The organism is Rhodococcus sp. NPDC056960, assembly GCF_042674125.1.
Taxonomy (GTDB): domain Bacteria; phylum Actinomycetota; class Actinomycetes; order Mycobacteriales; family Mycobacteriaceae; genus Rhodococcus_F.
In genome coordinates this window covers 23,460-37,125 of sequence record NZ_JBHURF010000026.1, presented here as the reverse complement: position 1 = coordinate 37,125, position 13,666 = coordinate 23,460, and the positions used below count along the sequence as shown (strand labels likewise).

Genomic DNA, 13,666 nt, shown 5'->3' with positions numbered 1-13,666 from the left:
CCAAGAGCCGGGACCGTCGCGTGCCGATTTGCAGGCGGAGCTCGCCGGCTTCCCGTCCGAGCTCGACATAGCGACGCTGGCATCACCGCACCCCAGACCGCCACGACATCGAGCTGCTCGAGGGTCTAGTGGGCGAGCTGCCCACACTGTGATGCACTAACACCCTCTGGCGCCCTGAATCGATTGCAGATACGTGAGCGCGTGAGTCACCGATGGACGATGGCCGACCAGTCACCACCACAACGGCTATTCCGCAGCCGGAAGGCGGGGCCCCGGACGCCGCGGTCTGGCTCGGGTCACCCCCGCGTAGTGATGGTCTGTGGACGGAGCGTGTGGAATCTGGTCAGTGCGTCGGGATTGTCGATTGCCTGGGGGTTGACCACGGTCGCCGCATCGGCGCCCTGCAGGACTCTTTTGACGGGCACCTCGAGCTTCTTGCCGGTTCGTGTGTGCGGGAGGGCGTCGACCACGATGACGTCGTCGGGTACATGCCGGGGGCTGACACCGACGCGGATGGTGTCCCGGATGGTCTTGGTGAAGGTGTCGGTGTCCGGCACCGGATGGCTGGGAACGACGAACAGGGGCATCCAGTACCCGCCATCGGCGAGTTCGACGCCGACGACCAGGGAATCGCGCACCTGGTCGAGTTGCTCGACTACTTCGTAGATTTCGCCGCTACCGATGCGCACACCCTGCCGGTTCATCGTCGCGTCCGAGCGGCCGTGCACGATGACCCCGCCCCGGTCGGTGACGGTGATCCAGTCGCCGTGACGCCAGATACCGGGGTACCGGTCGAAATAGGCGTCGGTGTACTTGGTGAAGTCCGGGTCGTCCCAGAAGAAGAGCGGCATCGACGGCATCGGGCAGGTGACAACCATCTCGCCCGTCTCGTTGAAGACCGGGTCCCCGTCCGTTCCAGGCCTCAAGTGCGACCCCGAGCAGGGGGCCCTGGATCTGGTCCGCAAACACCGGTTCGGTGGGCACGCCGCCGGCGAATGCCGAACAGATGTCGGTGCCGCCGCTCGCCGAGGCGAGCCACACCTCGGGCAACATCTGCGACACCCACTGCGCGGTGCTCGGCGGCAACGGTGACCCGGTGCTCCCGATCGCCCGCACCCGCAGTCCGGGGGCGACGTCGCGAGGACGGGCGGCGAGCTTCTGGGCCGCGATCAGGCTGGCGGCGCTCGTGCCGAGGAAGTCGAGTTCAAGCTTGTCGGCGATGCTCCACAGCTGGGCGAGGTCCGGCCAGGCGGGGCTGCCGTCGAAGGTGACGATAGTCGCCCCACACAGCAGGCCGGAGACCTGCACGTTCCACACCATCCAACTGGGTGTGGCCAACCACAGGAACGTCGACCCGGGTTTCAGATCGGCGTGCAGACCCAGGAACTTGGTGTGCTCGAGGACGATCCCACCGTGGCCGTGAACGATGCCCTTGGGTCGGCCGGTGGTGCCGGAGGAGAACAGCACCCACAGTGGATGATCGAATTCGACGCGGGTGTATTCGGGTTCACGACCGGCCGCGGTGACGTCGTCGAAACGGGGACCGGCGGAGTCCGCGTCGAGGGAGCCGAGGTTGTCGATCCACAACACCGTTTCCACCGAGTTGAGGGCCGCGGCCAGTGCTGTCGCCTGCGCGCGGCGGTCGTGCTTCTTGCCGCCGTAGTGGTAGCCGTCGGCGGCGATGAGAATCTTCGGTTCGAGCTGAGCGAACCGGTCGCGGGCACCGTCTGCGGAATACTCCTGCGCGCACGACGCCCACACCGCTCCCACGGCCGCGCAGGCGAGCATGGATACCACCGCGGCCGCGATGTTGGGCACGTAGGCGGCGACCCGGTCTCCGGGCTCGATGCCCTGGCTGCGGAACCAGTGGGCGAGCGCTCCGACCCGCAGGCGCAGTTCGTCCCAGGTGAGGGTGGCGAGGGTACCGGTCTCGTCGAGGGATTTGACGGCGATACCCGGCCCCGAGGTGCGCAGCGCATTGGCGGCGTAATTCGTTGTCGCACCGACGAACCAGTTCGTGTGGGGCATACCCGCGTCGTCGTCGACGAGGCGATCGCGGTCGTCGATGTCGAGGTCGAAGAAGTCGCGGATCGAGCTCCAGAATCCGGCGAGGTCGGTGGTGGACCACTGCCACAGCTGCCGGTAGTCGTCGAAGGTGCGCCCCCGCTCGGCGGCGAGGTAGTCGGTGTAGGCGGTCAACCGTGACTGGGCGACGAATTCTGCGGAGGGCACCCAGAGGGCGCCCTCCGAAGGGCAGAAATCAGCCGGCATGGTGCGATCCGGTCATGTGTGCGGCGAGGTCCTCGGGCAGGACGAACGACGGCGGTGGCGGCGGCCCCCAGTTGAACAGGCTGTGCGCGACCTGCCAGGAGGTGTGGTGCAGGAAGTTCACCGGTGCCTGTTGGACGAGGACGTTGTGGTGGTCGGTCGAGCAGCGCATGAAGGCGGCCAAGGACGGGATCACGTCGCTGACTTTGAGTCCGATGCCGTCGGTGAAGAACTTCTGGGTCGCGGCTTGGTCGGTCGACCCGATCACGACGTGCCCGAGTTTGTGCGGACGCACCCGTTCGTCCCGCAGGATGCCTGGCGCTCGGCCGGTGCCGCGGTCGATGCGGCCGGGACCGTTATAGGGCGTGGCGGGAATGGGTTCCTGGGCCAGGTGCGGCATGACCTGCACGACGGCCTTGAACCCGGCGATCGGTTCGAGGGCCTCGACCCGGCCCTCGGTCACCGAGGCCGCCAGGTCCAGTCGGTCGATCTGCCGGGCGATCCGGTCGATGTCGTCCTGGTCCTCCGCGCCGATGGTGATCTCGACGACTTGCCGCCGAGGCGCGTGTACCACCCGCAATTGCTCGCCGCCGTCCGTGGTGGCGAACCGGTCCTGACCGAGCGGTGTGAGTCCGAAATCCTCGTAATAGGCCGCGGTTTCGGCGACGTTGGGGACGCCGATGGTCACGGACCCGAGTCGGTGAAGTGCCATGATGTGCTCCTGTTATGACGTGCTGCCGGCCGGGTACGGGGTGCCGGCGCGGCAGGTGGAGGTGATCGTGCCGATGCCCTCGACCCAGGTTTCGAGGACGTCGCCGTGGCGCAGGAACACCGGAGGCTTGCGGGCGCCGCCGACTCCGGGCGGGGTGCCGGTGAAGATCAGGTCCCCGGGCAGCAATGGCAGGATGGCCGAAAGCTTGGCGATGATGCGCGGAACCGAGAAGATCAGATCGCTGGTGCGGCCGTCTTGCATGACTTCTCCGTTGACCGAGCAGCCGATTCCGAGGTCGTCGCGGTTGCCGAGTTCGTCGACGGTGACGAGCCACGGTCCCGTGGGGGAGAATCGGGGAAGGACTTGCCCAGACTGAACTGCGGGGCGGGGCCGATGAGCTGGCGGGTGCGTTCGGAGATGTCCTGTCCCACAGTAAGTCCGGCTACGTGATCCCACGCCGTCGACTCGGAGACCCGGTGGGTGGGGCGACCGATGACGGCGACGAGTTCCGCTTCCCAGTCCACGGTGTCGGTGGGAAGTTCGAGAATGGTGTCGGGGCCGGTGACCGAGGTGGGGAACTTGGTGAACACGGCCGGTTCGGGGGGCAGGTCGAGTCCACTTTCGCCGGTGTGGTCGGCGTAGTTGAGTCCGACCGCGAACACCTGGCGCGGTTGCGGCGAGGGTGCGCCGAGTTTGGTGCGGTCGAGCACGAATCCGTCCGCCAGGTCGACGGTTTGCGACCATGTTGCGAACTCGTCCCAGACGGCGAAGATGCTCTGCGGGTCGTCGGCGTACTTGCCGTTGCTGGCGTCGGCGGCGAAGACGGCGCGCTGACCGTCGGTGACGACGGCCCGGCCGTCGTAATGGGCGAATTTCACTGTGGTGCTCCTAGGTCGTTGGTGGAAAGGATGCTGTCGAGGGCGTCGGTGAGTGCGGCCTGTGGGTCGGCCACGGCGCCGGCGGAGCGGAAGCCGACGAATCGGTCGGGGCGCACCAGTACCGCTCCGTCGCGGGTGATTTGGCGCTTGCGCAGCCACGCGAAGCGCGCGTCGGCGAGATCGGCGTCGTCGGCGCCGACGGTGACCGCCTCAAGGACGAGCCTGTGCGTCTTCACCGGCGATGAGCACGAACTTGCCGCCGTGGGTGAGGTTCTGCAGAGCGAAGGTCTCCCCTCGCCGGGAGACGAACGCATGAGGCAAAGGATGGCCCGGTTTGGTGCTCGGCTCGTACAGCCGGACCGGATCGATCGGCTCACTCGCAGGGCTGCCGTCGTCGACGATCGCGGCAGACACGTACGTGAAACCGAATTCGAAAAGAGCTCAACCCGTCCAACGCCGTGAAACTCATCGATCGCCACCAGGTCGAGGCCCTGTTCGGAGTTCCCCTGATCTACGAGGCGACCGCGCGAGCTCCGGAGTTCGACGATGCCGACCTGAGTTCGATCAAGACCGCGATCGTGAGCGGAGCCGCGGACCCGGTGCCCCTGCTCGAGCGCTGGGCATCCAAAGGCGTCCTGCTCCGCCAGATCTACGGCATGACGGAGGTCGGGGGAGTCGCGACCGCGACGCTTCCCTCCGAGGCCCGGGAGTATCCGGACCGTTGCGGCACCGGCAACATCTTCACCGACGTGACCGTCGTCCGCCCCGACGGAAACGTGGCCGAACCCGGTGAAGAAGGCCAGATCGTGGTACGTGGCCCGATGGTGACACCCGGATATTGGCAAGACGAGGAGACCACCGCTCAGGCGTTTCGGGACGGTTGGCTCCACAGCGGTGACGTGGGGACCGGGGACGAGCACGGTCGGATCCAGTTCGTCGACAGAATCAAAGACCTGATCATCTCCGGCGGCATCAACATCTCACCCGTCGAGCTGGAACGGGTCATCGCCGAGATCGACGGGGTTGACGAAGTTGCCGTCATCGCCGCCTCGGACGCACGATTCGGTGAAACCCCGGCCGCGATCGTGACAGCACGCGCCGACATCGACGAATCGACGATCACCGACCATTGCAGCACGGTGGTCGCGGACTACAAGGTTCCTCGCTATGTGGTCATCCGCGACACTCCCTTGCTGCGACTGCCCAGCGGGAAGCTGGATAAACGGAAGATCCGCGACGAATATCACGACATCGACACTCGATTCGCGAAGGTCAGGTAAGCACGATGCGCTACCCGCCAAGCACGTGGGCGGGTAGCACACAGGGACACTGACGACCCCGCCGGACGGCACCGAAGCCACCGATCTCCGCATGATGTTCGAGGCGGCGCTGGCCGCGCCCACGGTAGCGCCGCTGCTGTGCAACCGGGCCCGGCAGTCGGTGACCACCAGATCCGAGCGGCGGCGCCGACGGCTCCGCAGGCTTGGTTCACCCGCCCGCTCAGTGGGACGCCTTCGACAGGATTTGGTTCGATAGTGCACCTCCTACTCGATCGGCTCTGGGAGCGGCTGGGCATGGGGGGCGCGTCGCGGGCGGTCGGCGGCTGGGCGGGGACGCACCGAGAGGGTGATCTTTGCGTTGGTCGCCAGTGCTTATTGGAGCCGGGCAGCAAGCTGGCCTCGACCGGATGGATAGCCGCACGAGCCGGCATCGGGGGCTGCACCGGATTCTCCGACGACGCTGCCTACGCGGCGATGGACTTCCTGTTGGCCGCGCTCGCCGAGATCGCCGGCGAGGTGTTTGATTCGGTTGCGCACCAGTTTGACCTGGTTTTGGACATCGTCTTCGGGGATTAGACGAGCACATCCTTCGAGACCGAGGGCACGGACACGCCGCCGGAGCAGGCCGACCCGATCCGCGACGATGACTCGAGCAACCCGGTCGAGTCCGGTGTGCGGGAGTTCGGTCACTCCAAAGACTTTCGCGCAGACCCTCCGCCAGTGGTGATTGCGATGGCCGTCAACCGTGGCGGTATTCCGGTGCGCTGCTGGACCTTCCCCGGCGATACCGAGGATCAGAAAATCATCCGCACCGTGAACGGCGACCTGGACGGGTGGAACCTGCGCCAGCTGTCTGGGTCGCCGACAGGCAGTCCCGCGGCCGGAACCATTCCACTACGGATCCGACGGATCCGACGAATGGGCGATGGGCAATGGGCGATGGGCGAGCTGCCCTGCGGTGGCTGCCCTCTGGCGATCACCCGACCGAGAACACATTCGTTCACTTCGGTGACGCCGGCAGTGTCCGCCCAGCGCGTCCGCCGGGTACTCACTCTCTCGCCGCACGGGTGGTTCACTCACCTCTCGACGCAGCGAGGAGTACGGGATGGCCGAGGCTTCCGCGTGGTAGTCGGACGGCCCCTATTCGTCGGCCGTCACCTACCGATGCATAGCGCCGCGCAGCACGCGCACTTTCCTGCGCCTAATCGTGCGTCCGGTCGACGATCCAGGCGGCGACCTGCGTCCGGGAGGTGAATCCAAGTTTGGCCAGGATGTGCTCGACATGTCCTTGGGCGGTGCGAGGTGAGATCACGAGGCGGACGGCGATGGCCTGGTTCGTCAGGCCCTCGGCGATCAGTTCGGCAACTTGACGTTCCCTCTTGGTCAGGCGCATTGACGTTCCGGTTCTGGGCGCGGAGGTGGTGGGTGGTTGCTCGTTCAAGGCGTAAGCGATCGCCGCGCCGAAGCCGAGCTGTTCACCCTTGAGGTGCGCCGTTGCGAATGCTCTCTCCCCAAGTTGCTGTTGGACCTTCTCCGCACACTCCTCGTGGTAGGCAATCAGATAAGAGTGTATGACCGCAGAACTGCCAACCGAGCGTGCCAGCCCGTCTGCGGCTCCCATCAGAACTGCGGCCCGGAGTGGATCGTGTTGTTCGAAGCTGATCCAGGCGAGCGCCTCGATGCAGGCTGCGGCTACGCGCGGGCCGTGTACTTCCCGGGTCAGCTCGAGTGATTGTTCAAGAAGCTGCACCGCGCGATCGGTGTCGCCCTGCTGCCATACGGCAATTCCCAACGCCCACAGCGAATTCGATCGATACATCTTCTCGCCGTACATGTCCGTGATCGCAAGGGCACGCTCATGGCATTCGATTGCCTGATCCGTCTCGCCGCTCAGTCCATGGGCCGTTCCCAATGAGTACAGTGCGGCTACTTTTAGCCATCGTTCTCCGTGTTTGCTGAACTCCGCGAGCGCGGTTTCGAGGTGCGAACGGGCGTGTGGGAGATCACCGCTGACGAGGCCGAGCATTCCGTCGGCGAAGGAAACGAAGGCGTGCATCAGGGGGTCGCTGGTCTGCGCGGCGAGCATGCGCCCCTCTTCGACGAGTGTTGTCCCGGCACGGAGGTCGCCCTGCACGTTCGCCATCACGCTGGCGCAGCACAGCCCCTTGGCCCATTCGAGGGTGGGTGGGCCACTCTGGAGGGCGAGCAATTGTTCGAGCCAGCGCCGCCCCTCGCTGTAGAGTCCCAGGGAGCTCCAGAATAGGTACAGTGCGGCCGCGGTGCGCAGTCCGGCGGCGGGATCGTCGTCGACGCTGAAATCGAGGGCCTCCCGGAGGTTCGGTTGTTCCCGTTTCAGGCGGGCGATCCAGTCGAGTTGATCGGCGCTGGTCCACTCGCTTTCCGATTCGAGCGCCAACGCCTCATACCACTCCCGGTGGCGGCGACGCAAAGACAGAGCCTCGTCAGTTTGCTCGAGCTTCTTCGAACCGTACTCGCGGAGCGTCTCGAGCATCCGGAACCGTACCACCGATCCGTGTTCCTCACGGATCAGGATCGACTTCTCCACCAACGACGTCAGCGTGTCCAGCAACTCGTCCGGGTCGAGTCCCGCGCCGCACACCTGCTCGGCGGCCTCGAGTGCGAAACTCCCGGCGAACACCGCCACCCGCTCCCACACCAGTTGCTCACCGGCAGAGCACAACTCGAAACTCCAGTCGATACACAACCGCAACGTCTGCTGCCGCGTCGGTGCACCCCGGTTGCCCCGGGTGAGCAGGGCATAGCGGTCGGTCAGCCGCCGTAGGATCTGCTCGGGCGACATCGCTCGCAACCGGGCGGCAGCCAATTCGATCGGCAACGGCAGCCCGTCGAGCCGATGGCAGATCCGGGCCACCGACTGCGCGTTGTCCTCGGTGAGCGCGAATCCAGGAACCGCGGCGGCCGCGCGTTCGGTGAACAGCGACACCGCATCGTATTTGGGTACCCACCGGAGCGACGGCGTCCGGTCGGGATCGGGGACGCTCAGCGGCGGAACCCGGAGCACTGCCTCCCCGCCGATACCGAGGGGTTCGCGACTGGTGGCCAGAACCCGCAACCGCGGGCATACCCGAAGCAAGTGGCCCACGAGTTCTGCGATTGCGTCCACGATGTGTTCGCAGTTGTCGAGCACCAGCAACAATTCCTGCACCGCCAGGCGCTCCGCGAGGACCTCGCGCAGCGGCCGAGTTGAGTGGTCCCGCACCCCCACCGCGGCGGCCACCGCGTCGACCAGTGACGACTCCTCGCGCAGTTCCCCCAACTCGACCAACCGCACACCGTCGGCGTTTTCGCGCTGCACCGCCGCCGCGACCCGCATCGCCAACCGCGTCTTGCCCACACCCCCGATTCCGGTCAAGGTCACCAACCGGGATGCGGTCAGCAGGTTCTTCGCCTCGGTCAGCTCGTGCCGCCGCCCGACGAAACTCGTCAGCTCCAGGGGGAGGCTTCCCGTCGCGCCCAGCGTGGAGGAGGGCGGCGACAATCGTCCGCCGCGCACCGACGACTGTTGTCCGTTCTCGTGCGCGTCGGCTTCGGCGTGCAGGGCCATCTCGTCGACCGGGACGCCGTGGTCGCGTTGGAGCCGTCGCAGTTCCTCCCCGAAGTCGGCGGCGGTGGCCGGACGATCACCGGGTTCGCGGGACATCGCACGGGCGATCACTGCGGCCACGTCGGCGTCGATCCCGTGCTTCCGCAGGTCGGGCACCTCCTGGGTGGTGATCCGCAGGAACTGCGCAACCACCTGCTCCCCGCTGCGCCGCTCGAACGCCGCATGACCGGTCAACGCACTGAACAGGGTCGCGCCCAAGCCGTAGACATCGGCGGCCAGGCTCGGCGGATCACCACCGAGCACCTCCGGCGCGGTATATGCCGGCGACCCGGTGACCGCACCAGTGGCGGTCTCGAAGCCGCCGCTGATGTGTGCGATGCCGAAGTCTGCCAGCTCCGGCTCGCCGTACTCGGAGAGCAGAATGTTCGCCGGTTTGATATCGCGATGCAGAATCTCGAGCCGGTGCGCCGACTCCACCGCCCCGGCAATCTTCACTCCGAGCCGCAGCACCCGGTCCAGTGCGAGTGGCCCGTCGCGGCGGATCAGCGCGTCGAGGGAATCCTGCGGGTGGTACGGCATCACGATGAAGGGACGTCCGCTTTCGGTGGCGCCGACCTGCAGAATGCTCAGGATGTTCGGGTGCCCGGTCAACCGGCCCATCGCCCGCTGCTCCCGGAAGAACCTCGCCCAGTTCTCCTCGTCGAGGTCGACGGTGAGCACCTTCACCGCGACGGTGCGGTCGAGGTCGGCCTGCGTGCAGCGGTAGACCACACCGAAACCGCCGCGACCGATCTCCACGGCGTCGCCGAACCCGGCGCCCGCCAACTCCGCGGCCGGGGAGGGCGGGTATCGCTGAGTGTCGAGCGGATCACTTTCACCCATCGGACGGTCTACTCACTCCGTCGGCTCATCGGCCCGCGCGCTGGTTCCGACGGCACGACCAGCGCACATTCCCGTGGACTCACCTCTCGATGGTGTCCTTCCGAGGATATCGCTGACGGGGATCGGTGCGAACGATCCTGGCGGCGACCTGTGTGAGTCTTCCCGTTTAGTCAATTAGATTGATCAATTTGCGGAGCGGCTGACAGCCGAGGAGAAGACTCTCGAGTTCCGTTTCGCGGTCCTGTTCCTGACCGCCACCACCACCATCCTCGTCGTCTGGCGAGTCGTTCCCGCAGGCCCCGACGCAGGCACTACGCAACACGCTCGACGTGCCGGGTGCGCTGCTTTCGGTACCGGACTCGCATCCCTTCTCGTTTCCGTCAGCGAAGGCTCCCGGTGGGTTGGAACTCTCCGTGGACCGTCGGATTCTGCGCACTCCGTACCCGCTGATCAATCTGCGGGTACTGCGCAACGGTGACGTGCTGGTCGCGAACAGCACCGCGATCGGCCTCGGCGCCGCGATGTACATCGGACTCTGCATCGGCAGTCTCATCGCGCAGGCGCGGGCCTCGATCGGGTTCGCCCAGGACGCGGCGGCCGACCGATGGACGTGGATCGTCCTGATTTGCGCACACTCAACTCCGGCTCGCCCGGCCGCTCGCCGAAGACCTACGCCGTCCGTGGGAACGACCCGCCCCACCGCGACGGTTGACGCCGGCCCGCGTCCGTCGCGGGTTTCCGCGCATCCGCGCCACCATGCCCACTCTTGCCAGTGCACCGAAACCCACTCGATCCGGTCCCGGACGCCCACCCGGCTCGAGGAACATCCGCCCCGCCCAGCACCATCACGTCGGGAAACGCAGGAAATCGACGTCACGGAGCCAGAAAGTGAAACCCAACAATGTTAAATAACAAGCTTAGCGTCGCTATGATGTGCATGACGGCGAAGGGCCGTGCGACTGGGCGACCAGTTCTCAGCGCAGAGGTAAGGAATACTCCATGGAGATCGTCAAAGATATGTCCGCGGTAGTGACGGGAGCAGGCGGTGGGATGGGGCGCTCGATCGCACTCGCACTCGCCGACGCCGGCGTGAACGTAGTCGTTGCCGACATCGATGCCGATGCCGCCCGGATCGTTGGCAAAGAAGTTGCCGAGCGCGGCGTAAAATCGATCGCGGTCGCCACCGATGTCTCCAAGTTCGAGCAAGTCCAAGCGCTGGCCGAGCGCGCGTATTCCGAGTTCGGCTCGATCGAAATCCTTTGTAATAACGCTGGCGTCACCTTGCGTCCGTTCCGGGCCAGCTGGGACACGAGCCTGGAGGATTATGAGTGGATCATGGGTATTAACTTCAAAGGCGTGCTTCACGGCCACCTCGCCTTCGTCCCGCGAATGCGAGAGACTCCCGGTAAGAAACACATCGTAAACACGTCGTCCCTTGCCACCGTGGTGTTAGCGTCGGGGCACTCCGCGTACAACGCCTCGAAAGCCGCCGTCGACGCCTTCTCGATCACGGCCCGCAAGGAGCTGGCGGCCCAGGACATCGGCGTCACGCTGCTGCACCCGGGCGCGGTTCGGACCCGGATCGTCACCAGCGAACGTCTGCGCCCGGTTGAGGAGCAGTCTGAGACTCGCTATGTCAAACCATGGTCTGACTACAACAGCCCTGGTGGGAACCCGTTGGCGGACAAGAAGCCGGACCAGGTCGAGGAGCCGGTGAACGACCCGGACACCACCGACGACGTCTTCACCTACATCACCCCGAAGGCCACCGGCTGGCTCGTGCTCGAGGCGATCCGCCAGAACAAGCAGCACATCATGACCCACCCCGTCCCGAATCAGGTCCAGCAGGGCAACGCCGACGCGATCAAGGCCGGCAATCCCAACTATTCAGCCTTCCCCGGCAGCAAGTAGGTTAGCCGACGGCGGGCTCTTCTGTCAGGAGCCGAGCCTCGGGCGGTCGAGAAGCGCGCGGGCCTCGGTCTAGGGGTTCCTCCGTAGGCTCTGGACGCCGCTCAGGTTGTTCCGGGCGCACTCGATGGTTGACTCAACCATACGTTTGCCACGCCTCGTCTCGCGGGCTCTGTCAGCGATGCGAGGCGGGGCCCCACGCTTCAGCCCGTGTCATCGTACGGCCATCTGGTCCTCCGGAGGAGCGCATTCGGGATCTGACCGTCAGGGACCTCGTATGTGACTCGCCGCACTGTGCGCACGCAGAAAGGTCTCTCTATTCCGTCGGCCGCCCCGGTGATCGTGCTCGTGTTGTTCGTTGCGCCGGTGACTTCGGCCCCGGCGAGTGTCGAAGGGAAGGCGATCCGGGGGCTCAGCGATAGTGGGGTGCGAGGCGGAGTGTTCGCTGAATGTGGCGCCGCGCCGCGCCTCAGCCGTCCCGGGTCATGTGCGACGACGGCCTCGATAATCGTTTGATGCTGGGCTTGCGCTTGGTCGAGGATCTCCCTATACGATTTCTCTGGGTCGGTCGCGACCACGTTGACGGCCGCGCGCTCGCGCAGTAGCGGAAGATGCAGCGTCGCCGAGCTGGTTCGAATCAGTGGGGCGAATGACTCGACCTTCGCGTTGGCGGATGCCCGGGTTATCAGCTCATGGCGCGCGACTGTGTCGCACCGGGTCATATGGCTCGGACGACTCGGCTATGTCGCCCAGCATTGAGAAAACTCGGCCTCGGCTGGCACCAGGTTGTCGCACGTAACGAACCAGCGGCAGAAAGGGATTCGGACGCCCCCACACGACGGGCGGCTCAGGTTCCCGAAATGCCACTTTGCTTGTGCAACCCCGATCTTCGGTTCGCATTAAGAACGTGTCTCATGTGGGGTGCCTCTCTGTTTGTCAAGCGGCCCTGGCGGATATATTTGTCTGTGGTTGAAGGCGACGCTTTTCGTCGGCCAGCATGATGCGCCAGACGTGATCGGACAGGTGACGTTTGAGGGCGCGCCTGGCCGCTGCCGGCTTCTTGCCCTCGGCGATTTTCTTGTCGTAATAGTTGCGCCCGGCGCTTGCGGGCATTCGGATCTGGACCACCGCGACGGTGTAGAGCGCGCTGTTGAGCTGTCGGTCGCCGTAGCGGGAGAGCCGGTGCCGGTCGGTGTCGGCGCTGGCGATCTGGACCGGTGCCGAGCCGTTGTAGTTCGCAAAGGCCGCCGCGCTCGGGAACCGATCGGGCCGGCCTGTGCGGCCGATCAGCCGGGCCGCAGTCACCGCACCGATCCCGTCGACCTCGCGCAGGCGGGTGCCGTGCGCGTCGAGGGTCTCGGCCATCTGCTTCTCGTTCGTCGCGAGCTGGTCGTCGAGGTGGCGGATGTCGGCGATCAAATCCCGACACAGCCCGACCCGCATCCGGTCGACAGCGCTCTTGGCGCGGAAGCCCCGCAACAGGGCGGACGCCGCAGCAGCGGTCAGCGAGGTCGGAGCACCACCGGCAAGCAGCTGCCGAAGTAGGGCGTGAAGCTGATTCGTGATGCGAGTTCTACTGCCCGACAAATTAGTTCGTCGCTCGTCGAGTAGTCCGAGAATCTCGGCGGGACCTTCCGGGTCGACCGGTCGGGCGTCGCCCTGCATCGTGGCTACGCACGCCGCCGCGGCTGCGTCGATGCGATCGTTTTTGCGTCGGCCGCCGCGGGAGAGTTCCCGCACCCGGGCGGTGGCGGTGGTCGGGACATCGAGCACGACCTCCCCGAGAACGAGCAGCCACTGCGCGAGGTGATGTCCGAGACCGTAGGCGTTCTCGACCGCCCAGGTGCGCTGCGGCCAGGTCTTGGCCCAGGCGATCAGCGTCTTGTAACCGGTGCGGGTGGCGTCGATGCGGATCGAGCCGAGGTCGGTGTTGGTGGCCGGGTCGACCGCGGTCGCGGTGTGGGTGGACTTGTGGGGATCGATGCCGATGACAATCATGGAAGACAGTTCCCTTCTCTGCCAGGGGTGGGGAATCCGCGGAGGACAATCCGACTTCAAGTACCTCTCACAGCAGCTCGGGGTCACGCCTCTCTTCAGTCACTCCGCGAACGCAGACCGGGAGAGTGGACACACCCCACAATGGTCAACCCAA

The 13,666-nt window shown here is 65.9% G+C and carries 9 protein-coding genes and 3 pseudogenes; 4 read left to right on the top strand and 8 right to left on the bottom strand.

The window, feature by feature from the left end; all coding sequences use genetic code 11:
- Positions 1–296 precede the first annotated feature (296 nt).
- From ACFTWF_RS33705 to ACFTWF_RS33680, 6 genes and pseudogenes are all read right to left on the bottom strand, one after another.
- Positions 297–704, bottom strand: coding sequence for a hypothetical protein (locus ACFTWF_RS33705; protein WP_378465424.1), 408 nt, complete (start codon positions 702–704; stop codon positions 297–299).
- Positions 676–2,271, bottom strand: a complete 1,596-nt coding sequence (locus ACFTWF_RS33700) for an AMP-binding protein (protein WP_378465423.1) — start codon at positions 2,269–2,271, stop codon at positions 676–678. The genes ACFTWF_RS33705 and ACFTWF_RS33700 overlap by 29 nt, the downstream gene beginning before the upstream one ends.
- Complete coding sequence (locus ACFTWF_RS33695; protein WP_378465422.1) at positions 2,261–2,980, bottom strand: hypothetical protein; 720 nt, start codon at positions 2,978–2,980, stop codon at positions 2,261–2,263. The genes ACFTWF_RS33700 and ACFTWF_RS33695 overlap by 11 nt, the downstream gene beginning before the upstream one ends.
- A gap of 12 nt (positions 2,981–2,992) precedes the next feature.
- Positions 2,993–3,642, bottom strand: a pseudogene (locus ACFTWF_RS33690) (fumarylacetoacetate hydrolase family protein).
- Between the two features lie 212 nt (positions 3,643–3,854).
- Complete coding sequence (locus ACFTWF_RS33685) at positions 3,855–4,094, bottom strand: hypothetical protein (RefSeq protein WP_378465421.1); 240 nt, start codon at positions 4,092–4,094, stop codon at positions 3,855–3,857.
- Positions 4,069–4,272, bottom strand: coding sequence for a hypothetical protein (locus tag ACFTWF_RS33680; RefSeq protein ID WP_378465420.1), 204 nt, complete (start codon positions 4,270–4,272; stop codon positions 4,069–4,071). Before ACFTWF_RS33680 ends, ACFTWF_RS33685 begins: the two co-directional genes overlap by 26 nt.
- Before the next feature lie 14 nt (positions 4,273–4,286).
- Here ACFTWF_RS33680 and ACFTWF_RS33675 point away from each other — a divergent pair.
- Positions 4,287–5,138, top strand: a pseudogene (locus ACFTWF_RS33675) (class I adenylate-forming enzyme family protein); the annotation flags it as partial.
- 255 nt (positions 5,139–5,393) lie between these two features.
- Positions 5,394–5,714 carry a hypothetical protein gene (locus tag ACFTWF_RS33670; RefSeq protein WP_378465419.1) on the top strand — a complete coding sequence of 107 codons (321 nt, stop codon included), beginning with the start codon at positions 5,394–5,396 and terminating at the stop codon, positions 5,712–5,714.
- A 625-nt stretch (positions 5,715–6,339) separates the two neighbouring features.
- On the opposite strand, the gene ACFTWF_RS33665 is transcribed toward ACFTWF_RS33670, so the two are convergent.
- The gene (locus ACFTWF_RS33665; protein ID WP_378465418.1) at positions 6,340–9,606 is read right to left on the bottom strand and encodes a protein kinase; all 3,267 of its coding nucleotides are present in this window, start codon (positions 9,604–9,606) and stop codon (positions 6,340–6,342) included.
- Between the two features lie 593 nt (positions 9,607–10,199).
- On the opposite strand from ACFTWF_RS33665, the pseudogene ACFTWF_RS33660 reads away from it, so the two are divergent.
- Both ACFTWF_RS33660 and ACFTWF_RS33655 read left to right on the top strand, forming a co-directional pair.
- Positions 10,200–10,518: pseudogene (locus tag ACFTWF_RS33660) on the top strand (transposase); the annotation flags it as partial.
- A gap of 87 nt (positions 10,519–10,605) precedes the next feature.
- Positions 10,606–11,517, top strand: coding sequence for an SDR family NAD(P)-dependent oxidoreductase (locus tag ACFTWF_RS33655; protein WP_378465417.1), 912 nt, complete (start codon positions 10,606–10,608; stop codon positions 11,515–11,517).
- 933 nt (positions 11,518–12,450) lie between these two features.
- Here ACFTWF_RS33655 and ACFTWF_RS33650 read toward each other — a convergent pair.
- Positions 12,451–13,512, bottom strand: coding sequence for an IS110 family transposase (locus ACFTWF_RS33650; protein WP_378465416.1), 1,062 nt, complete (start codon positions 13,510–13,512; stop codon positions 12,451–12,453).
- Between the last annotated feature and the right edge of the window lie 154 nt (positions 13,513–13,666).